This window comes from Solidesulfovibrio sp. DCME, assembly GCF_049995385.1.
In the GTDB taxonomy this organism is placed as follows: Bacteria; Desulfobacterota; Desulfovibrionia; order Desulfovibrionales; family Desulfovibrionaceae; genus Solidesulfovibrio.
Window position 1 is genome coordinate 5,107,569 of record NZ_CP188261.1, and the last position, 21,645, is coordinate 5,129,213.

Annotated in this window: 12 protein-coding genes; 8 read left to right on the forward strand and 4 right to left on the reverse strand. The window is 65.9% G+C overall.

The features are described 5' to 3' along the window. Positions 1-252 precede the first annotated feature (252 nt). The 5 genes from ACP59X_RS22570 (at position 253) to ACP59X_RS22590 (ending at position 8,602) form a co-directional block, all read left to right on the forward strand. On the forward strand, positions 253-1,416 hold the full coding sequence (locus tag ACP59X_RS22570) for a methyl-accepting chemotaxis protein (RefSeq protein ID WP_428562883.1): 1,164 nt from the start codon (positions 253-255) through the stop codon (positions 1,414-1,416). An 11-nt stretch (positions 1,417-1,427) separates the two neighbouring features. Next, a complete protein-coding gene (locus ACP59X_RS22575) occupies positions 1,428-2,909 on the forward strand; it encodes a hypothetical protein (protein WP_428562885.1) in 1,482 nt (493 codons plus the stop codon). Positions 2,910-2,916: 7 nt separating this feature from the next. Beyond that, positions 2,917-5,166, forward strand: a complete 2,250-nt coding sequence (locus ACP59X_RS22580; protein ID WP_428562887.1) for a DUF3536 domain-containing protein — start codon at positions 2,917-2,919, stop codon at positions 5,164-5,166. A 146-nt stretch (positions 5,167-5,312) separates the two neighbouring features. Beyond that, the gene (gene murB, locus ACP59X_RS22585; RefSeq protein WP_428562889.1) at positions 5,313-6,173 is read left to right on the forward strand and encodes a UDP-N-acetylmuramate dehydrogenase; all 861 of its coding nucleotides are present in this window, start codon (positions 5,313-5,315) and stop codon (positions 6,171-6,173) included. Positions 6,174-6,238: 65 nt separating this feature from the next. Continuing rightward, a complete protein-coding gene (locus tag ACP59X_RS22590) occupies positions 6,239-8,602 on the forward strand; it encodes a protein kinase domain-containing protein (RefSeq protein WP_428562891.1) in 2,364 nt (787 codons plus the stop codon). Here the strand turns inward: ACP59X_RS22590 and trmFO are convergent. Beyond that, a complete protein-coding gene (trmFO, locus tag ACP59X_RS22595; RefSeq protein WP_428562893.1) occupies positions 8,593-9,918 on the reverse strand; it encodes a methylenetetrahydrofolate--tRNA-(uracil(54)-C(5))-methyltransferase (FADH(2)-oxidizing) TrmFO in 1,326 nt (441 codons plus the stop codon). The genes ACP59X_RS22590 and trmFO overlap by 10 nt on opposite strands. Before the next feature lie 110 nt (positions 9,919-10,028). Further along, positions 10,029-12,584 carry an ABC transporter transmembrane domain-containing protein gene (locus ACP59X_RS22600; protein WP_428562895.1) on the reverse strand — a complete coding sequence of 852 codons (2,556 nt, stop codon included), beginning with the start codon at positions 12,582-12,584 and terminating at the stop codon, positions 10,029-10,031. A 199-nt stretch (positions 12,585-12,783) separates the two neighbouring features. Here ACP59X_RS22600 and wrbA point away from each other — a divergent pair, with 199 nt between their 5' ends. Next, on the forward strand, positions 12,784-13,395 hold the full coding sequence (gene wrbA, locus ACP59X_RS22605; RefSeq protein ID WP_428562897.1) for an NAD(P)H:quinone oxidoreductase: 612 nt from the start codon (positions 12,784-12,786) through the stop codon (positions 13,393-13,395). Between the two features lie 155 nt (positions 13,396-13,550). Here the strand turns inward: wrbA and ACP59X_RS22610 are convergent, their stop codons facing one another. Further along, entirely contained in the window at positions 13,551-15,164 is a 1,614-nt protein-coding gene (locus ACP59X_RS22610) for a bifunctional metallophosphatase/5'-nucleotidase (RefSeq protein WP_428562899.1), read from the reverse strand. Between the two features lie 107 nt (positions 15,165-15,271). On the opposite strand from ACP59X_RS22610, the gene ACP59X_RS22615 reads away from it, so the two are divergent. Continuing rightward, complete coding sequence (locus ACP59X_RS22615) at positions 15,272-15,748, forward strand: Lrp/AsnC family transcriptional regulator (protein WP_428562901.1); 477 nt, start codon at positions 15,272-15,274, stop codon at positions 15,746-15,748. After that, entirely contained in the window at positions 15,745-18,759 is a 3,015-nt protein-coding gene (locus ACP59X_RS22620) for a proline dehydrogenase family protein (protein ID WP_428562903.1), read from the forward strand. Before ACP59X_RS22615 ends, ACP59X_RS22620 begins: the two co-directional genes overlap by 4 nt. Positions 18,760-18,855: 96 nt before the next feature. Here ACP59X_RS22620 and ACP59X_RS22625 read toward each other — a convergent pair whose 3' ends face one another. Next, positions 18,856-21,561: a hybrid sensor histidine kinase/response regulator gene (locus ACP59X_RS22625; protein ID WP_428562905.1), complete on the reverse strand. Its 2,706-nt coding sequence runs from the start codon at positions 21,559-21,561 to the stop codon at positions 18,856-18,858. Between the last annotated feature and the right edge of the window lie 84 nt (positions 21,562-21,645).

Genomic DNA, 21,645 nt, shown 5'->3' on the forward strand with positions numbered 1-21,645 from the left:
CCGGCCGGCCGCCCGGCCGGCTCCTGCGCCCCGCCCCCCCGGCGGGCTGTCCGCCCCCGACGGAGCACCATCCCCAAGGGCCGCCTGGCCCCGGGCCGCGCGCCGCCCAGGGAGCCGCCGCCGGGAAACCCCCTGGACAGACCCTTTGATTTCGCGGCAATACCCGGTATGGAGTGTCCCTGACGCTCGGGAGCCCGGCAGGCCGTTTCCCGTCGCCCCCGTGCCGCATCCTCAACCAAAGGACGCACCGGCATGAGGTTTCCGCTTTTTTCCGCCAAGATCGCCGTGGCCGTCTTGCTTCCGGCCCTGGCCGCGCTGCTGCTGGGGCTTTTCGCCGTCTCGCGCCTCGACGCCCTGGCCGACCGTTCCAGGGCCCTGGAAACCGCCAGGCTGCCCCGGGCCGACCTGGCCGTGGCCGTGGAACGCCAGCTCCTGCTGGCCGCCCAGGCCATCCGGGGCTACGCCCTGACCGCCGACCGCGACGCCCTGGAGCGGGCCAAGAAAGACCTGGCCAAGGCCGCCGACGCCCTGCACGACGCCCGCGAGGCCGCCTCGCGGCCGGGCATGGAATCCCTGGCCGCCGAGGCCGAAAAGATCGGCTACTTCCTCGACGCCTACAAGAAGGCCGCCGAGGCCTCGGTGGTCGGCAACGAACGCCTGGAAGCCGACCGCCAGGCCCTGAGCCGGGCCGCCGAAACCTATACCGGGGCCGTGGCCGCCTACATCGACCAGAAGACTGCCCAGTGGGACAAGGAACTGGCCGCCAAATACCCCCAGCCCGAGCCCCTGCGCCAGCACGCCAAGCGCCTGAAGATCGCCCAGGCCGCCCAGGCCGCCGGCCGCGACGTGGCCCAGGCCGCCGAAACCGCCCGGGCCGGCCGCGACCCCGGCAAGCTCGCCGAGGCCACGGCCCGCTTCGACGCGGCCGAGGCCGCCCTGCGCGACGCCCGGGCCGGCTCCGACGACGACGCCAGGCGCTTGAGCCCCGCCTTCGCCGCCCTGGCCGACTACCGCCAGGCCGTAACCAGCCTGCTGACCGACTGGGAGGCGCTGCGGGCCACCGGCCGGCAGATCCTCGAAGCGGAACGGGCTTCGCTTGCCGCCGCCACCCAGCTCGGCGGCGCCTCCCTGGCCGAGGCCGCCGGCGACGCCGGCGCTTTGGCCGGTGCCCTGCGCGGCTCGCGCCTGACGCTTCTGGCCGCCGCCTGGGGCATCCTGGCCGTGGGCGCGGTTTTCGCTGTGGGCGTGGCCATGGCCCTGGGCCTGCCGGTGCGGCGCTGCGCCTTTTTCGCCCGGGACCTGGCCGATGGGCGCGTGACGGGCAAGCTCGCGGTTTCCTGCCGCGACGAAGTGGGACGGCTGGCCGAGAGCCTGCGGGAAATGGCCCGGCGCATCGGCAAACGGCTGGCCAGGTAGGCGGGCGGGCCATGACCGGGGCACGACGATTGGCGGCCATGGCGCTTGGCGCCCTGCTTGTCCTGCCGTCAGGCCTTTTGGCCGGCCCGGCCCCGCAAAAACCGGCGGAATTTCGCGGCATCCCCTTCGGCGCCGCCCCCGCCGACGTGCCGGGCCTGGAACGAACGGCCAGCTTCGGCGAAACCGATTTCTACCGCCGCTCGGACGAAAAACCGGTCCTCGGCGAGGACTGCCCAACCGACATCCGCTACGGCTTCTCGCGCGGGGCGCTTTTTTTCGTGCGCCTGACCCTGACCGGCTGCCAGGGCCTGGCCGGGCTCGTCGCCGCCTACGAGGCCAAGTACGGCCATCCGGTGCGCGAGGGCGCCCCGGGCATCATCCGCCTCGTCTGGCGGCTGCCGACCCTGACCGTGAGCCTGTCCCATTTCGCCCGCGACGGCGACACGGTGGTGGACTACGTCTACCTGCCGGAGCTGTCCCGGGACGAGCGCGAGGTCTGGCAGTCGGCCGAGGACATCCGCAAACGCGGCCCCATCGGCTTCCGGGGCTTGCGCTTCGGCCGCGAGCGCCCGTCCGTGCCCGGGCTCGTCCAGGCCTATCAGGAGGGGGCGGCCGTCTATTACCGCCGCCAGGGCGACAACCTGGAACTCGGGGAGATGCGCCTGTCGGACATCCTCTACGGCTTTTTTGGCGACCGGTTTTTCACCGTGGTCATGCGGGCCGAGAACGCCGAGGATTTCGAGGCGCTGCGCCGGGCCTACCAGACCAAGTACGGCCCGCCCCGGACCATCCCGGGCACGCTCGAGGAGGAGCTCGTCTGGAGCTGGCCCGAGGCGCAGATCGCGCTCACCCGCGACATGGAGGCCGGCGGGGTGGCCGTGCGCTACGCCGACGCCGCCATCCTGGCCGAGGTGGCCAAGGCCGAGGCCGGCTCGGGCGCGCCGCCGTCGCTTTCGGGCGGGCTGCGCATCTTTTCCAAGGGCGAGCCGCCCCGGTCCTTTCGCGGCGCGGCCTTCGGCTCCGCTCCCCGGTCGCTGCCCACCGGCGAGTACCTCTACACCCACCGGGGCCGCAAATACTACCGCCGCGCCGACGAACGGCTGGGCCTCGGCGACATTCCCCTGACCAGCGTGCTCTACGGCTACGACGAGGACCGCCTGACCGGCGTGACGCTGGTCATCACGCCATCGGGCGATGCCCCGCAAAAGGACTACGAACGGGTGCTTTCGGCCTACGCCGCCAAGTACGGCCCGCCGAGCGACCGCACCGGCGAGGACGGCGGCACGGTCCACCTGTGGACCTGGCCCGGTATTTCCATCGCCCTGACCCGGCCCAAGGTCGGGCCCATGGAAGTGCATTACGTGGACGCGTCGCTGCTGCGCCGCCGCGAGGCCCGCATCGCGCAAAAGGCGCTTTTGCGGTTGGACGAAAAGATCTTCGCCGACCCGGATAGCGCAACAAACCGCATCGAACGCCCAAACGGAGAGGAGTAGCCCGGACATGGACCGCGCCTTGTGCATCCACGGCCATTTCTACCAGCCCCCCCGCGAAGACCCCTGGCTCGGCCACATCCTGCCCGAAGGCAGCGCCGCCCCGAGCCGCCACTGGAACGAACGCATCTGCCGCGAGTCCTACGCGCCCATGGCCCGGGCCAGGCGCCTCGACGGCGCCGGCCACATCCTGGAGCTGCTTTCCTGCTACGAATGGATGAGCTTCAACGTCGGGCCGACCCTGCTCTCCTGGATGGCCCGCTCGGCCCCGGAGACCTACGCCCGCATCCTGGAGGCCGACCGCAAGAGCCTGGCCCGCCTGGGCCACGGCAACGCCCTGGCCCAAGTCTATCACCACGTCATCCTGCCCCTGGCCTCGGACCTGGACAAGGAGCTGGAAGTGGCCTGGGCCGTGGCCGATTTCACGGCCCGCTTCGGCCGGGCGCCGGAAGGCATGTGGCTGGCCGAGACGGCCGTGGACACGCCGACCCTGGAAGTGCTCGCTGCCGCCGGCATCGCCTTCACCATCCTGGCCCCGTCCCAGGCCGAGGCGGTCAGCGACGACGGCAAGGCCTGGCGCGGCGTGGACGCGGGAAGCCTCGACATCCGCCGGCCCTACACGGTGCTGCTGCCGTCCGGCCGGCCCATGGCCGTTTTCTTCTACCACGGCCCCCTGTCCCAGGCCGTGGCCTTCGAGCGCCTGCTGGCCGACGGCGAGCAGTTTTTCCGCCGCCTGTCCGGCGCGACCGGCCAGGGCCTGCTGTCCCTGGCCACGGACGGCGAAACCTACGGCCACCATTTCACCTTCGGCGAGATGGCCCTGGCCTACGTCCTGGACCAGGCCCGCAGCGGCCGCGACGGCATCACCCTGACCAACTATGCCGCGTTTTTGGCCGCCGATCCGCCGCGCCGGTTCGTGCGCATCCGCGAAGCCTCGGCCTGGAGCTGCGCCCACGGCGTGGAGCGCTGGCGCTCGGACTGCGGCTGCACCACGGGCGGGCACCCGGGCTACAACCAGCAATGGCGCGCGCCCTTGCGCAAGGCCCTGAACCTCCTCAAGACCCTCCTGGACGCCCATTTCTTCGCCGTGGGCGGTCCCCTTTTCGCCGACGCCAGAAAGGCGCTTGTCGCCTATGGCCGGGTCCTGGCCGGGAGCATGACGGCCGAGGCCTTCGAGGCCGCCCATTTCGCGGCGAAACTGCCGGCCGCCGGCCGGGGCGTCGCCTGGAAACTGCTATCCATGCAGGCCTGGGGGCTGTCGTCGTTTGCCAGTTGCGCCTGGTTTTTCGACGAGATTTCGCGGCTGGAGCCGGTAAACTCCCTGACCTTCGTCTGCCGGGCCATGGAGCTGGCCCGAGGCACGGGCATGGCCGATCCCGAGCCGGAAATGACGGCCATCCTGGCCGAGGCCCGCTCCAACGATCCCGAGATGGGCACCGGCCGCGACATCTGGGACAACCTGGTGCGCCCGCGCCGCGAGACGCCCAAGTCGCTCGTTTCCCAGGCGATGCTGCACCTGACCCTGGAGGGCCGGCTGCCGCCGTCCGGGGAGTCGGCCGAGGCCGTCTGGCCGGGCGTGACCGTGGCCGTTCGCCTGGACGATCCCGAGGACGGCGCCCGGCCGGGCACGGCCAGCATCCGCTACGCCCTGGAGACCGCCGTCGAGGCCTACGCCGTGCGCTACCGGCCGGCCGTCACGGCCGATCCCTATGACGGCTGCCTGAGCCTGGTCGCCCCCGGCGGTCTTGAGGAAGGCTTTTGCCTGCGCGACGTGCGCCTGCCCGTCAACAAGCGCCAGTCCCTGGCCGACGCGTTTGCCCGGCACAACGAGGAAACCTGGTTTGCCGCCACGCTTTCCAGGGCGGCCACGGCCCGCCGCCTCGTGACCGAATTGCAGGAGGCCCAGCACACCCTCAACCTGGCCACGCTGTGGCTGCCGCTGTGGCCGGGGCTGGTCTGGCACGACGTGTTCGATTTGCCGCTTCCCGAGAAAAACGCCGCCCTGCTGCGGCTTTTCCTGCTCGAAGCCGGGCGCAATTCGCCGGTCAAGGCGGCGCTCGAGGCGCGGCTTTCCGACGAGACGGCCCGGCGCCTGGCCGAACCGGACCCGGATTGCCGCAAGCTGGCCCGGCTGATCCAACGCGCCGCCGACCTGGACCTGCACCCCGACTGGTGGCCGGCCCAGAACGCCCTGTGGGAGCGCCGCCCCTTCGCCGGCCCCACGGCCGAGCTGGCCAAGGCGCTGGGGTTCGTGGTGTAGGGTGGAGGGAGGAAGAGAAAGATGCCTCCGGCGGCCGGGGGGCATGATGCCCCCCGGACCCCCTCGCTGGTGGGGCCGTTTTCCGGGCGACGCGGACGCCGCCCGGGAAACGGCCCCACGGTCGGTTTGGTGGAGAGGAAAGACGGATGCATGACGGCTGGATCAGTTTGACGGAGCTCAATTCCTACCGGGTGGAGGCCTATGCGGCCTGCTGCCTGTTTCCGGCAACCGTCGAGGAACTGCGCGAGGCCATGCGGCCGGCGGCCGGGCAGGCCGTGCACATGCTCGGACACGGCTGCAACGTGATCCTGGCCGGCAAGTACTATGACGCGCGCCATCGCTTCGTGTGCACGCGCCGCCTGGAGCCGGGCATCGTCGTGGACGGCCGCGAAGTGCGGGCCGGGGCCGGGGCGCGGCTGCGCGATGTCTGCCGCGCGGCGGCCAGGGCCGGGCTTTCGGGCCTGGAACGCCTGTGGGACATCCCGGGCAGTGTCGGCGGCGCGGCCTTCATGAATGCCGGCGCCTACGGGGCGTCGTTTTACGACGGCGTCGTGTCGGTTGCGGTCTACGAGCCGGCGGCGGACAGGCTGGGCACGCTGTCGCGCGACGACTGCCGCCCGACCTACCGCACCACGGCCTTCCAGGGCACGGACGTGGTGATCGTGTCGGTGCGCCTGCGCCTTGCGCCTGGCGACCGGGCGGCAATTTTGGCCGAGATGGGCCGCATCGGCAAACTGCGCCGTTCCAGGCTGCCCTATGACAAGCCCAGCGCCGGCAGTGTGTTTCGCCGCCCCGAGGGCGCGCCGCCGGTCGGCGTCATCATGGAGGAAGCGGGCCTCAAAGGTTTCCGCATCGGCGGCGCCCAAATCTCCCCCCGCCACGGCGGCATCATCGTCAACGCCGGCGGCGCGACGGGCCAGGATATCCTGGCTGTCGTGGAGGTTATGAAGCAGGCTGCGCGGGAGCGGTATGGGGTGGAGTTGATTTTGGAGCAGGTCGAAACATGAATAGCTATTGACTTATATCAAATTGCAAAATAAAATAGAGCAGCTAACAATAAGGACTGCCCAATATGTTTAATACAAACCAGGATTCCTACATCGCGTTCAGAGACGTAGTGAAAGAGAGGACAGGCAGTTTAGTAATATGGGCAGGCTCAGGAATAAGTGCATCGGGCGGTTTGCCAACCTGGAACTCGCTAAGAGAAAATTTAATAAATTGCGCCTTACGAAAAGCTGAATCCTTTTGCACTGATGACGCTACAACATGCAGGAATAAGATCGAAAATATCAAAAAAGAAGAGAATAATTGGGTAGTATTTCAACGTCTAAAAGACCTAATCGGACAAACCTCTTATAGGGAAACCATCAAAAGCGCCCTCACCCTTGCCGAGAGCATTCCACCTCCACCACTCTATACTCAGTTATGGAAACTTAGACCACGTGGCTTCATAAATTTAAATATCGACAAACTTGCCACGCGATCGTTCGCCCTGTTTAAAACACAGCGAGCAACAATAAATGAGTTATCAGGAAAAAAATGCGGGGAAATGCTACAAGTACTACAAGACCCAAAACCATTCATAGCAAACCTACATGGAACATTTGACGATGTCACCAGTTGGGTTTTCACAAAAGACGACTTAACAAAACTATTAGCAGATGTTGGCTATACCACATTTGTACGGTCTTGCCTAGCCAACAATATTATACTTTTCATTGGCATTAGCGCGGACGACATCGCCGCAGGAGGGCACCTCCAAAGATTGATGCAAAAAAACATCATCCCTGGAACTCATTACTGGATTACAGATAGACAAGACCAAAAGACAGACCTTTGGGCAGAGAACGCAGGAATAAGAACCATCAGATATTCTTCTTCAGAAAACCATGAAGAACTAAGTGATTTTTTAGACTTAGTTTACAAATATATACCCATCGACGACAACAACTTAAGCGCCGTCGTTTATCATACGAAAAGCAGCAAGTCCGCCCCCCTCCTCCCCTGCCCAAACGAGGTTGTTAATTACGACGCAAATGATATACGCGTCATATTGAATTACCATGCGAACTTAATAATCAACAACAACACCGAGTCGTCAAACAAAGCATTTGCTGACTTTTGCGAGAAATACGATGAAGCAATTTACAGAAGTTGGTATACAGATATCCGGCCAGGGAAGAACAAACTTTTTGACTATACATTAACAAAATATCGAGGACGAGGTGCGTTTGGCAAAGTATATCAGGCAACGGACGAATCTGGAAATATTTTTGCTGTAAAAATTCTCCTTGAGGAAATAAGAAGAGATCATGAGCTATTAAACAGTTTTCGACGCGGCATACGCTCAATGAAAATCCTGAGTAGCCACGATGTCCAAGGGATGGTGCAATATAAAGATGCCTCAGAAATTCCAGCTTTTGTTGTCATGGATTGGATCGACGGCCCAGACCTCAAAAAAGTCATCGAAAGCAAACAAATTACTTCATGGGGAGAGATTATTGAGATAGCCGCAAAACTTACGGAACTTATTCACTGCGCTCACTCCCTCCCTGAGCGTGTTTTACATCGAGATATTCGCCCGACAAACATCATGCTGCGCGACTACTACACAGACCCTGACCATCTTGATGTTGTTGTCTTAGATTTTGATCTTTCCTGGCACAAAGGCTCAACAGAACTTTCTGTAATTCATGGGTCCTCATCACTTGGCTTCCTTGCACCAGAGCAAATCCAGTCAATCAAAGGAGTTTCAACACGCCATGCCGCCGTTGATTCTTTTGGACTTGGAATGACATTCTATTATATGATTTCCGGGATTAACCCCATTCCAGACCAACACAAGCACAAAGACTGGGAAGAAACACTTATATCCGCAAGCAAAGCGAAACCAACAGATGAGTGGACTTCAATAGGCAATCGATTTGCAAGGCTAATCCTTAACGCCACGCAGGATAAGCAATACCAAAGATGGGATGTCAACCAAATATCTCTCGAACTGCAACGCTTAACATTAGCCTTAAATGATGGCTTCAAAATAAATTCTGCAGAATTGATCGCTGAAGAACTCCTTGCCCGTAGCAATTTTTCAAATAGATATAAATGGAATACGGATCAATGCTGCCCGTTTGTTGCCTCGCAGACCGGCTTGATCATTTCATTAATTCCAAACGAAGCCGACAAAACTATATCGCTAAAAGTTAACAGAACAAGACAGGAATATCAAAACAGGAAAGTTGCAGGAAGAAATGTCAAGCCCAAAGTAGACCAGGCGTTGGCCATGCTAAACTCATTAAAATGGAAAACCTTATGCAATGATTCTGACCCGCTACTTATCAATTTTGCGTGTCGAATTGATATCGAACAAATTTCGACAAATCCATCTCTTTATATTTCAAATTTAGAAAAAGTTTTCGAATTGTTAAGCTATGTATAACAGCAACTAACGACCTTCCACTCCCCCCACGCCTTCCACGCCCGCTCCGGATAGGCCATCTTCCGGTTCGCCTTCTTCATACGTTCCTCCAGGGGCGGCGTCAGGCCGAAATTGACGTTGCTCGGCTGGAACTTCTTGGCCGGCGTGCGCAAATGATTGAGCAGCGCCCCGAGCGCCGTCTCGCGCGGCGGCGGGACAATCTCCATCCCCTTGGCCAGGCGCGCCCCCAACTGCACCCCCAGCCACAGGCCGCAGGCCGCCGACTCCACATAGCCCTCCACGCCCGTGATCTGGCCGGCCAGATAGACGCCAGGCCGGGCCACAAGCTCCAGACGCTCGCTCAACACCTTCGGCGCATTGACGAAAGTGTTGCGGTGGATGCTGCCCAGGCGCGTGAATTGCGCCGCGTGCAGGGCCGGGATCAGCCGAAACACCCGCTCCTGCTCGCCGTAGGCCAGCTTCGTCTGGAACCCCACCAGGTTCATGGTCGAACGCTCGGCGTTTTCCGGCCGCAACTGCACCACCGCATACGGCCGCCGGCCCGTCCTCGGGTCGGTCAGGCCCACCGGCTTCATGGGGCCGAACGTCAAGGTGCGCTCGCCCCGCTCGGCCATGGCCTCGATGGGCAGGCAGCCCTCGAAATGGAGCTCCTTTTCGAACTCCCGGCTCGGCACCTTGCGCGCCCCGAGCAGCGCCGCCAAAAAGGCCTTGTACTGCGCCTCGTCCAGCGGGCAGTTGAGGTAGTCGCCCTCCCCCTCCTGCCAGCGCGAGGCCCAGAAAGCCTGCGCCATGTCCACGGAATCCGTGGCCACGATGGGCGCGATGGCGTCGTAGAAATAGAGGCTCTCGCCGCCGATGGCCTCGCCCAGGCTCGCCGCCAGCCGTTCGGAGGCCAGCGGCCCGGCCGCCACCACCACCGCCTCGAAGCCGTCCAAGGCCGGATCGGACAGGCTCATGACCTCGCGGCGAACGAGCGTCACCAGCGGCTCGGCCTCGACGCGCGCCGTCATGGCCGCGGAAAAAAGCTCGCGGTCAACGGCCAGCGCCTTGCCCGCCGGCACGGCCGTCTCCCGGGCGACGGCGATGACCGCGCTGCCAAGCTCGGCCATCTCGACCTTTAAAAGCCCCACGGCCGTGACCGGCTCGTCGGAGCGCAGCGAATTGGAACACACCAGCTCGGCCAGGTTCGGGCTCACATGGGCCGGGGAATAGACCGCCGGCTTGCACTCGAAAAGAGTGGACGCAACGCCCGCCCGGGCCAAGGCCAGGGCGCACTCGCACCCGGCCAATCCGCCGCCGATGATCGCTATGGACATGGTGAAGACTCCGGGAATGCGGGGAGGGAACCCTCGGGCCACGCGGCCCGCAGCAATGGGAAGAGTTCCCTCCCCGCGCCCCTCCTTCCCCGAAACTTTTTAACGGGGGGTCAGGGGAGTTTGTTCGGTGTTGTGGCCGGCATCCGCAGGACGTGCCGGTTCTGGCTGTTCCAGAGGTCGCGGTACACGGCGCAGCGTGAAAGCAGCTCGCCGTGGGTTCCATAATCGGCCAGGCGCCCGGCGTCGAGTACCAGGATGGCGTCGGCGCCAGCCAGCATGGACAGGCGGTGGCTGATGACGATGGTCGTGCGCTCCTGGCCGATGCGGGCCATGTTGTCCTGGACGATGGCCTCGGATTCGGCGTCGAGGGCCGAAGTGGCCTCGTCGAGGATCAGGATGCGCGGGTTGGTCAACAGCGCCCGGGCAATGGCCAGGCGCTGGCGCTGGCCGCCGGACAGGTTGGCGCCGTTTTCCTCGAGCGCCGTGTCGTAGCCGCGCGGCAGCCGCCGGATGAACTCCTCGGCCCCGGAAAGCCGCGCCGCCCAGACCACCTCGTCCATGGCCGCGCCCGGCCGGGCCATGGCGATGTTTTCCCGCACCGTGCCGGAAAAAAGGAAACTGTCCTGGAGCACCACGCCGATCTGACGGCGCAGGTGGGCCACGTCGCATTCGCGCAGGTCGTGGCCGTCGAAGCGGATGCCGCCTTCCGTGGGCAGGTACAGGCCCTGGATGAGCCGGGCCAGCGTCGACTTACCCGAGCCGCTGCGCCCGGCCACGCCGATCATCTTGCCGGCCGCGAAACGCACCGTCAGGCCGGAAAGCGCCGCCGGCGAGGCCGCGTCCGGGCCGTAGCGGAAGGTCACGGCGTCGAAGACCACCTCGCCGGCCAGTTTGGGCCTTACCCCCTCGCCCGAACCGGCCCGCTCGGGCGGCTCGTTCATGATGGCGGCCAGCATTTTCACGGCCAGCCCCTTCTCCTGGTACTCCTGGACCAGGGAAACGATCTGCACCAGCGGCTGGGTGACACGCCCGGCCAGCATCTGGAAGGCGATGAGCGCGCCCACGCTCAGGCTGCCGTCGAAGACGAGGAACACGCCGATCCAGGGGATGCACAGGATCATGACCTTTTCCAGGAAGCCCACGGCGGCCGTGGCGGCATTGCCGATGCGCCCCACGGTAAAGCGCGTGGAAACGGCCCTGGCGGCCGCGTCCTCGAAGCCCCGGCGCCGCGAGGGCTCCAGCGACAGGGCCTTGACCGTCTCCATGCCCCGGATGGTCTCCACCAGAAACGACTGCCGGTCGCCCTCGGCCTTGTAGAGGGTCAGCAGCCGGGCACGCAGGACGGGCACGATCACGGCCAGAAAGACGCCGAGCACGACGCTTAAGCCCAGCACGAGCAAGGTCAGCGGCACGCTGTAGAAAAAAAGCACCGGGATGAAGACCACCAGGGCCAGGGCATCGAGCAGCGTGAAAAAGAGCTTGCCGCTGAGAAATTCCCGAATCTTGTCGGCCTGCTGCATGTGCTGGATGAGTACGCCCACCCGAGACTGGCCGAAAAAGCGCAGCGGCAGGGAGGTCAGCCGGGCGAAAGTGCGGCCGGCCACCCGGATGTCGATGCGCGAGGCGGCGTGGAGCACCAGGATGCCGCGCAGGTAGGTGAACCCGGCCTCGAAGGCCAGGGCCACGAGCATGCCGCAACTGAGGACCTGCAAGGTGGACAGGCCCTTGTGGGTGAGCACTTTGTCGATGACGATCTGGAAATAGATGGGCATGGCCAGGGCCAGCACGTAGAGCATGAGCGCGGCCACGGCCGCGTCGGTGAATTCCTTGCGGTGGCGCAGGATCTCCGGAACGAACCAGCGCAGGCCGAAGGGCTGGTTCTCGTCGGTCAGCCTGTAGGACCGGCGCAAAAGGATGGCCCGGCCGTCCCAGCCGGCGGCGAAGGTGGCCAACGGCACCGTCTCGCGCACGGGCGGCAGGCGGGTGGGATCGACCACGTCCACGGCAAGCCCGGCCGCGTCGCGGCGGCAGCCGGCCAGGATGACCACCCGGTCGTCGGCAAGGACCGCCAGGACCGGATAGGCCCCGCCGAGTGCGGCCAGATCGTCCGGGGAAAGCAGGCGCGCCTCGGCCTTGAGGCCTTCCTTGAGGGCCACGGCGACCAGCTCGTCGGGTGTCGGTTCGGCGGCATCGAAGCCGTGGGCGTGGGCCAGGCCCTCGTGGGACAGGGGCAGGCCGTGGTGCCGGCCGACCATGGCCAGGGCGCGCAGCCCAAAGCGAGCCAGGCGCGGGACGGCCAGGATGACTTCCCCGGCGTGGCTGCGGGAAAAGCCCTCCTCGTCCACCTCGAAGGAACCGGGCGTGGCGGCCAGCGGATCGGCCACGCGCACGCGGAACGCGTCCGCGTCCTCGCGCACGCCCACAACCACCACGGAATTGCCGTTGGCCAGCCGGGCAATGAGCGGAAAACGGCCGTCCCTGGCCATTTCGCGCACGTCCATGACCGTGGCCGTGGCGTCGAGGCCCACGGCGGCGGCCATGGCCAGCAAGGTGTCGGTGTCGGGCTCGGCCTCACCCAGGCCGAAACGGTCGGCCAGGGAGCGCCGGTCGCAGCCCAGGCCGTGGGCCTCGGCCACGGCGGCCAGGCAGGTCAGGGCCGTGAGCATGGCACGCCCCGCGCCGGTCTGGCTGCCGGCCCGCCGTGTCGCCCAAAGGATCGCATGCGGTCGTCCATTCCTTCCATGATCCGGTTTCCCCCTGTTCGGGCCGTCCCCGCCCGGCGGACAAGGCTCCCGCCCTTGCCCTTTGCCCACGGGACGCGTAGACAATAGGCCATCGTCAACCCGCAAACGGAGCACATGGCTTATGAACGTGCTGATCGTCTACTATTCGCTCTACGGTCACGTGGCCGCCATGGCCCAGGCCGTGGCCGAGGGCGTGCACCAGGTACCGGGCGTGACGGCGACCCTGCGCCGCGTCCCCGAAACCCTTTCCCCCGAGATCATCGAGAAAATGGGCGCCACCGACGCCCAGAAAACCCTGTCCACCGTGCCCGTGTGCACCCTGGAGGAACTCGAACACGCCGACGCCATCATCTTCGGCACCCCGACCCGCTTCGGCAACATGTGCGGCCAGATGCGCCAGTTCCTGGACGCCACCGGCCAGATATGGATGCGCGGCGGCCTGGTCGGCAAGCCCGGCGGCGTGTTCTGCTCCACGGCCACCCAGCACGGCGGCCAGGAAACCACGCTCATGTCCTTCATCCACACCCTGTTGCACCAGGGCATGATCGTCATCGGCCTGCCCTACGCCTACGCCGGCCAGATGCGCATCGACGAAATCACCGGCGGCAGCCCCTACGGCGCCACCACCATCGCCGGCGGCGACGGCTCGCGCATGCCGACCGAAACCGAACTCGACGGCGCCCGCTTCCAGGGCCGCCACATCGCCGAGATCACCAAGAAGCTGCGCGCCTAAACCACATTCCTCACGCACCGTCCGGCGGGCAACACAGCCTTCGGCGTTGCCATGCCTCCCCCATCGGGGAGGTCCAGGAGGGGATCATCCCCTCCTGGCCGCCGGAGGCATCCCCCTTCATCCCTGCATCCCTCTCCCTGCGCTCCCCACACGCCCTACTGCACGCCCGAGGCCGTGATGCGGCCGTCGAGCTTGATGTCCAGCGGCGTATGGGCCCGCACCCAGGCGGCGGCCAGGTCGGCGATGGGGTCGCCGTCGCCGTCCACGTCCCGGGCTTTCTGGCCGAAGGTCACATAGCCGTCCCCGCCCCGGAACATGAAATCCGTCACCGCCAGCCGGTAATCGGCCTTGGGGTCGAGCAGGGCGAACCGGCCGGCCGCGTCGGCCACTTCCACGCCCGTCACCCGCTTGCCCACGGGCCGGGTCAGGTCGTAGGCGAAACGGATGCCCGCCACCTGGGGAAATCGGCCGCTGCCCTCGTGGAGCCCCACGGCCGACACGCCGTGCTCCAGCACCGCCAGCAGATCCCGGCCGGAAAGCGTGGCCACGACCAGGGTGTTGGGGAAGGGGAAGGCCGTGAGCAGGTCGCCGAGGGTCACCTCGCCGGGCGCGATACCGGCCCGCACGCCGCCGCCGTTGTAGATCGCCGCCACGGCCCCCCGGGACTTCCCACCGGCCAGCAGGGCCTCGGCCATGAGGTCGCCGCCGGCGCACTCCTCCTGGCGGCACATGGCCGCGCCCACGGCCGCGACCGTCCTGCCGAGCACCGTCTTGCGATAGGCTTCCAGGGGCTTGGCGAAGCGCTCCACCTCGGCCAGGGTGGCCGGGTCCTCGGGCATGGCGGCGTTTAAGGCAACGGGGTTGCCCCAGGCCTTGGCCACGGCCCCGGCGGCGTCGAAATCCACGTGGAGCACGCCCAGGTACCGGCCCCAATAGCCGGCCGTGACGATGTAGGCCTTGCCGCCGTCCGGGCCGTCCACGGCCAGCGGGCACGGCCCCACGGCCTCGGGATAGCCGTTGCCCAAAAGCACGTGGCTGTGGCCGCCGACGATGACGTCGATGCCGGGCACGGACGCGGCCAGCTTCTTGTCCCCGGTCAGCCCGGCGTGGCTGAGCACGATGACGATGTCCGCCCCTTGGGCCTTGACCGCGGCCACGGCCTTTTCCAGGGACGCAATGAAGGCCGGGAAGGAGACATCGGGCCCGGGGCTGGAGATGCGGTCGGCCTTGGGCTGGGTGGCGCCGACGATGCCGACCTTGCGCCCGTCGATTTCCCGAACGACGTACGGCGCGACAAGCCCCTTGAGCTCCTTGGATTTTTCCACATTCACATTGGCGGCCAGCATGGGGAACTTGAGGGACCGAATAAAATTCGCCAAAGTGCCCGGGCCGTCGTCGAACTCGTGGTTGCCCAGGGCCATGGCGTCATAACCCAGGCGGTCCATGAAAAAGGCGCAGGCTTCGCCCTTGTACTTGGTGAAAAAAAGCGTGCCCTGGAATTGGTCGCCGGCATCGAGGAGCAGGAAAGGCCCGCCCTTGGCGCGTTCCCTGGCCACGGCCGTGGCCAGGCGGGCCGCGCCGCCCAGGCACTTGCCGGCCGCCTCTTTCTCCTTGGGGCAAAACGCGCCGTATTCGTCGAAGGAGGCCAGATGGGCATGGATGTCGTTGGTGTGCAGGATGGTCAGCGAAAAATCCCCGCCGGCCAGGGCCGTTGCGGCCGTGAGGACCAGAAGGAGGAGCAGCGTGCCAACCTGTCGGAATCGGGCCATATTCTCGCCTTCCCTTTTTTGCGCCGCCCTGCGGACGACAACCGAAGAAACCCCTTGACAACAGCAGCAAAATCGAATTTTTAACTCAACATCAGGAGAAACGAAGAATGATCGACGAAATCGACCGTCGCATTTTGATGATCCTTCAGGACAACGCCCGCACCTCCAACGCCGACATCGCCCGGGCCGTGTCCATGGCCCCCTCGGCCGTGCTCGAACGCGTGCGCAAGCTCGAACGCAAGGGTGTGATCATCGGCTACGAGGCCCGCATCGACCCCTCGGCCGTGGAATTGGACCTCACGGCCTTCACCTTCGTCAAGACCGACGAACCCGTGGGCGCCATCGACACCGGCCAGCAACTGGCCGCCGTGCCCGGCGTCCAGGAGGTCCACTACGTGGCCGGTTCGGCCGCCTACCTCATCAAGGTCCGCGTGCCCGACACCCGCAGCCTGGCCGAACTGCTCAAGGTCATCGGCCGGCTGTCCACCGTGCGCGACACCAATACCACGGTGGTGCTGCAAACCGTCAAGGAGACAGGGGCCCTACCCCTGGGCATTTCACCGCAACCCGGAGAGGAGCAATGAATCCCGCACTCGACGATGCCATCCGCCAGCGTGGCAAAGCCTTTTTCGCCAGCATCCGCGGCGAGTCGCCGTCCATTTTCAACAAGGGTTTCTGGACCGGCAAGGTCATGGACTGGGCGATGCGCAACGAGGCTTTCAAGGTCCAGCTGTTCCGGTTCGTGGACGTCCTGCCCTACCTGACCACGTCCGGAAACCTGTCGCGCCACATCGAGGAGTATTTCACCGGCGGCGAGGCCGGCGACATTCCGGCCGTGCTCAAGTGGGGCGCCGAGAAATCTGGCATGTTCGGGGGCGTTGCCGCCAAGCTCATGGGCAAGGCCATCCGCTCCAACATCGAGGGCATGGCCCGGCAGTTCATCGTGGGCGAGCAGACCAGGGAAGCCGTCAAGAATTTGAGCAAGATCCGCAAGGACGGCTTCGCCTTCACGGTCGACCTCCTGGGCGAGGCCACGGTGTCGGAAATCGAGTCCGACGCCTACCGCGACGGCTACCTGGAAGTCCTCGACGCCATCGCCGCCGAGCAGGCCTCCTGGAAACCCTTCGGAGCCGCGACCGACGGCCTGGACTGGGGCAGCGCGCCCAAGGTCAATGCCTCCATCAAGCCCTCGGCCCTTTTTTCCCAGGCCCGGCCCATGGATTTCGAGGGTTCCGTCGAGGGCATCCTGGCCCGCCTGCGGCCGGTCTACTGCAAGGTCATGGCCATGGGCGGGGCGCTTTGCATCGACATGGAGCAGCTCAAGTACAAGGACATCACCATCGAGCTGTTTAGGCGCCTGCGGGCCGAGCCGGAATTTCGCGACTACCCGCACCTGTCCATCGTGCTCCAGGCCTACCTGCGCGACACCGAGCACGACGCGGCCGCGCTCATCGCCTGGGGCCGGGCCGAGGGCCTGCCCTTCGGCATCCGCCTGGTCAAGGGCGCCTACTGGGACTACGAGACGGTCATCGCCAAGCAGATGGGCTGGCCGGTGCCGGTGTGGACGCGCAAGCCCGAATCCGACATCGCCCACGAGAAAATCGCCCGGCTGATCCTTGAAAACAGCGACCTCGTCTATTTCCAGTGCGCCTCCCACAACATCCGCACCATATCGAACGTCATGGAGACGGCGGCGCAGCTCGGCGTGCCGGAAAACCGCTACGAATTCCAGGCGCTCTACGGCATGGCCGAACCCGTGCGCAAGGGCCTTTTGAAGGTCGCCGGCCGGGTGCGCCTGTACTGCCCCTACGGCGAACTGTTGCCCGGCATGGCCTACCTGGTGCGCCGGCTGCTGGAGAATACGGCCAACGAATCGTTTCTGCGCCTGAGCTTCGCCGACGGCGAGGCCGAGGACATCCTGCTGGAAAACCCGCAAAAAACCCTGGAGCGCGAGCTGGCCAAGGCGCCGGCCAGGGCCACGGCCGCCACGGCCCCGGTCGACGGGCTCACGGCCTTTCGCGACGAGCCTTTGGCCGATTTCACGGTGGAGGCCCTGCGGGGGGCCTTCCCCGAAGCCATCGCCGCCGTGCGGGCCAAGGCCGGGCGCGAGCTGCCCCTTTGGATCGGCGGCAAGGCCGTGGCAACCGCCGACCGCATCCCCACCGTCAACCCGGCCGACCCGACCGAGGTCCTGGCCCAGGTCTGCCAGGCCGGCACGGCCGAGGTGGACGCGGCCATCGCCGCCGCCGAGACGGCCTTCGCCGCCTGGCGCGACAAGGCGCCCCGCGAGCGCGCCGAGGTGCTGCTTCGGGCCGCGGCCATCGCCCGGCGCGACATCGTGGCCCTGTCCGCGGCCCAGGTCCTCGAGGTCGGCAAGCAGTGGGACCAGGCCTACAACGACGTGGGCGAGGCCATCGACTTCCTGGAATACTACGCCCGCGAGGCGGTGCGCCTGGGCACGCCGCGCCGCATGGGCCGCGAGCCCGGCGAGAAGAACCACCTGTTCTACGAGGGCAAGGGGGTGACCGCCGTCATCGCGCCCTGGAACTTCCCCCTGGCCATCTCCGTGGGCATGACCGCCGCCGCCATCGTCACGGGCAACACGGTCGTGTACAAGCCCTCGGGCCTGGCCTCCCTGGTCGGCCACGGCCTGGTGGACATCTTCAGGGAAGCTGGCCTGCCGGACGGCGTGTTCAACTACTGCCCGGGCCGCGGCTCGGTCATGGGCGACCACCTGGTCGCGCATCCGAAAGTCAGCACCATCGCCTTCACCGGTTCCATGGAGACGGGCCTGCGCATCCAGGAAAAGGCGGCCAAGGTCCATCCCGGCCAGGCCTACTGCAAGAAGGTCATCGCCGAGATGGGCGGCAAGAACGCGATCATCGTGGACGACGACGCCGACCTCGACGAGGCCATCCTCGGCGTGGTCTACTCGGCCTTCGGCTTCCAGGGCCAGAAGTGCTCGGCCTGTTCGCGTGTCATCGTGGTCGATTCCATCTACGACAAGTTCATCACGCGTTTGACCGAAGCCTGCGCGTCCCTCAAGATCGGCCCGGCCGAGGACCCGGAAAACGGCATGGGGCCGGTCGTCGACGCGTCCCAGCAGGCCAAGGTCGGGCAATACCTCGAAATCGCCCGCAAGGAAGGCCAGGTCCTGGTGGAGCGCCAGGCCTCGGGCCAGGGCTACTACGCTCCGCTCGTGGTGGTGGCCGGCATCCGGCCCGAGCACCGGCTGGCCCAGGAGGAGGTCTTCGGGCCGATTCTCGCCGTCATGAAGGCCGCAAGCTTCGACGAGGCCATCGCCTGGGCCATGAGCACGCCCTTTGCCCTGACCGGCGGCGTCTACTCCCGCAGCCCCCGCCATCTGGAGAAGGCCCGCAAGGAATTCCGCGTGGGCAACCTCTACCTCAACCGCAACTGCGTCGGGGCCATGGTCGGGCGCCAGCCCTTCGGCGGCTCCAGGATGTCCGGCGTGGGCTCCAAGGCCGGCGGCCCGGACTACCTCCTGCAATTCGTCGATCCGCGCGTGGTCACCGAAAACACGATCCGGCGCGGCTTTACGCCCATCGACGAGGACGACGAGTGGTTTGATTAGGCGAGGCTGAAGATAAAGATGCCTCCGGCGGCCAGGAGGGGCCCTGCCCCTCCTGGACCTCCCGCAAGGGGGACATCGTGACAGCCGGCCAGCCCGTCAGGCCTTCTCCCCGCCTTTTTCCGTCGCCGCAGCGACGGCCGCGAGCATCTGTTGCATGTCGACCGGCTTGGCCAGATACCCGCTCATGCCGCTGGCCAGGAGTTTCTCCCGGTCGCCGGCCATGGCGTAGGCGGTCATGGCGATGATGGGGATGGACGCCTTGGCCGCGCCCGCGTCTCCCGCCCGGATGCGCCTGGCGGCCGCGACCCCGTCCAGGACCGGCATCTGGACATCCATGAGGACGAGGTCGAAGTCCTGTTGCCGCAAGGCCCGCAGGACCTCCTCGCCGTTGCGGGCCGCGACGACCGTGTGGCCGGCCTTCTCGAGCATGTACACGCCGGCCAGGCGGTTGACGGCGTCGTCCTCGGCAAAAAGGATGCGCCGCGAGGGCGCGGCCACGCTGGAGACTTCGCCGACCGCTGTCGCTGCGGCGAAAGTGTCCTGGCCCACGGCCGCTGCTTCTGCAAAATCCCCGTCCGCCGCCGCTGCGGCGGGCACTTCCCCGGGCTGCGCCGCTGCGGCGGCAACGTCCTGGTCCGTCGGCGCGACGGCGGGGCCGTCCCCGGCCACTGCTGCGGCAACGCCCTGGTCCGCTGCCGCGACGGCGGGGCCGTCCCCGGCCGTGGCCGCTGGCAGGCACCGGCCCCGGGCGGGAAGGTCGAAGGGCAGCGACAGATAGGCCACTGTCCCCTTTCCGGAGTTGTCGATGGCGAGCTCGCCGCCCATGAGCGCGACGAGTTTCTTGACGATGGAAAGCCCGAGCCCTGCCCCCTGGAAGCTCCTGGTGTAGGTGGTGTCCGCCTGGGTGAAGGGTTCGAAGATGGTCTTGAGCACGTCGTCGGAAATGCCGACGCCCGTGTCGCTGACGACGAAAAGCAGGCGTGCCGCCCCGCCCGCCCCGGCGCCGAGGGGAAAAACCGCCACGTCCACCCGGCCGCCGGGGGTGAACTTGACGGCGTTGCCCACCAGATTGAAGAGAATTTGCCGCAATCGCGCCTCGTCCCCGACGAGCCAGGGCGGCACCTCCGGGGCGATGCGGCATTGCAGCACCACGCCTTTTTCCCGCGCGGCGGTTTCGAACATGTCCAGGACGGACTCCTGCTGCTTGGCGATCTCGAAGGGTTCCCTGCGCAGTTCCACCTTGCCCGCCTCGATCCGGGAGAGGTCGAGGATGTCGGCGAGAAGCCGCGTCAAGCGATACGACGCCTTGATCGCGTTGCCGAGGTATTCTTGTTGCTCGGCCTCGAGCCGGGTGAGCTGCAACAGTTGCAGCATGCCCAGTATGCCATTGAGGGGCGTGCGTATCTCATGGCTCATGTTGGCCAAAAACAATCCCTTGGCCTTGTTGGCGATCTCGGCCTGTTCCTTGGCTTCCTGCAGCCTGGCTTCATGCTGGACCCGTTCGGTGATATCCTCGAAGATGCCCAGTACGCCGAACAATTGGCCATGGTTGTCGCGCAGGGGCAACTTGGTCGTGTCGATCCAGATGGTCTGCCCCTCCCCCCTCGACAAGGGCTCGACGATATGGCGCATCTGCTGGTTGGTCTCGAGCACGGCCTGGTCATCGCGGCGGTAGCCCGCGGCCTCTTCGGGTCGCCAGGGCAGGTCCTGGTCCCTCTTGCCGACCACGCGCTCGGGCCTGTCCAGGTTGGCATACCTGGCGAAGGCGGTGTTGCAGCCGAGATAGACGCCATCCCTATCCTTCCAGAAAATCGACTGGGGGACGGCGTCGAGAATGCCGCGCATGAGTTCATGGCTTCTGTGAAGCGCCTGGACGGCTTCCTCCCGCAAGAGGTTAGCCTTGTCCATTTCGCGGCCGATGACCCGGCCGATCATCATGACCAGGGCCGTGGCCAGCATGGCCAGCAGCATCGCCCAGGCACCGACCATGAGGGGTAAACTCAACAGGGGCAAGGAGCGCATGAACTTGTCGCAAAGGGGAAAAGCGAGGCTTATGGCAAACATCGCGACCGGGAAGACGCGCAGGAGCCTGGCCTGCACGCCCCCGCCCAAAAAGGGCCGCAGGGGCAGGCCCGCTTCCCCGGCCGCCGCGATCATGCCGACGGCGAGGATCAGGAAGATGATCGCCGTCGACAGGGACATGGGTATGGCGTCCGTCCCGGCGAGCAGCGGCGTCCCGTAGACGTAGGCCATCATGACGATGAGGCTTCCTATGGCCAGCGCGCCGCCAAGGCAGCCTCCCGCGTCTTTCAGGCGGCCGGCCGGCCGGCCTGGCCCCTGGGAAGCGAAAAAAAGCGCCGTTCCCGTGCCCGACACGAAAAAAAAGAGGCCCGTCATGGGCGACATGGAGATGTTCGGGAGCGAAAGCGCGGTTTGCACCTCGTAGGCGATGCGGTCGACTATATCCCAGGTTGGGTCCAAATCGAGAGGCCATTCGCACACTTCCAGGACCCCATAGACGGCGACAAGCAGGGAAAAGAGCAGGCAGGCGGTTGTCATGGGCCGCCCGCGCGGGCCGGCAAGCAAAAGCAGTGTCAGGCCGCTTACGCAAAAACACAGGGCCGTGCTGAGGGCCATGGGGACGGAAATAGTCAGTATCCTGGTGAGGTCCACCCAGCCGAGCAGCCCGGCCGCCAGCCCCAGCAGCCCCGCGGCCACGGCCAGTCCGCCACAGGCATATTGTATGCGTGCGGTCGTGGCGACGGTTTCCCGCGCCGCCGGAGCATCCGGCACAGCCTGCATCGAGGCCTCCTCGATCGACAAGGGCGCGCCCCCGGGGTTGCTGCCCAATGCAAACGCCATCTGCCCCGATGCCGCAGGCCCGCG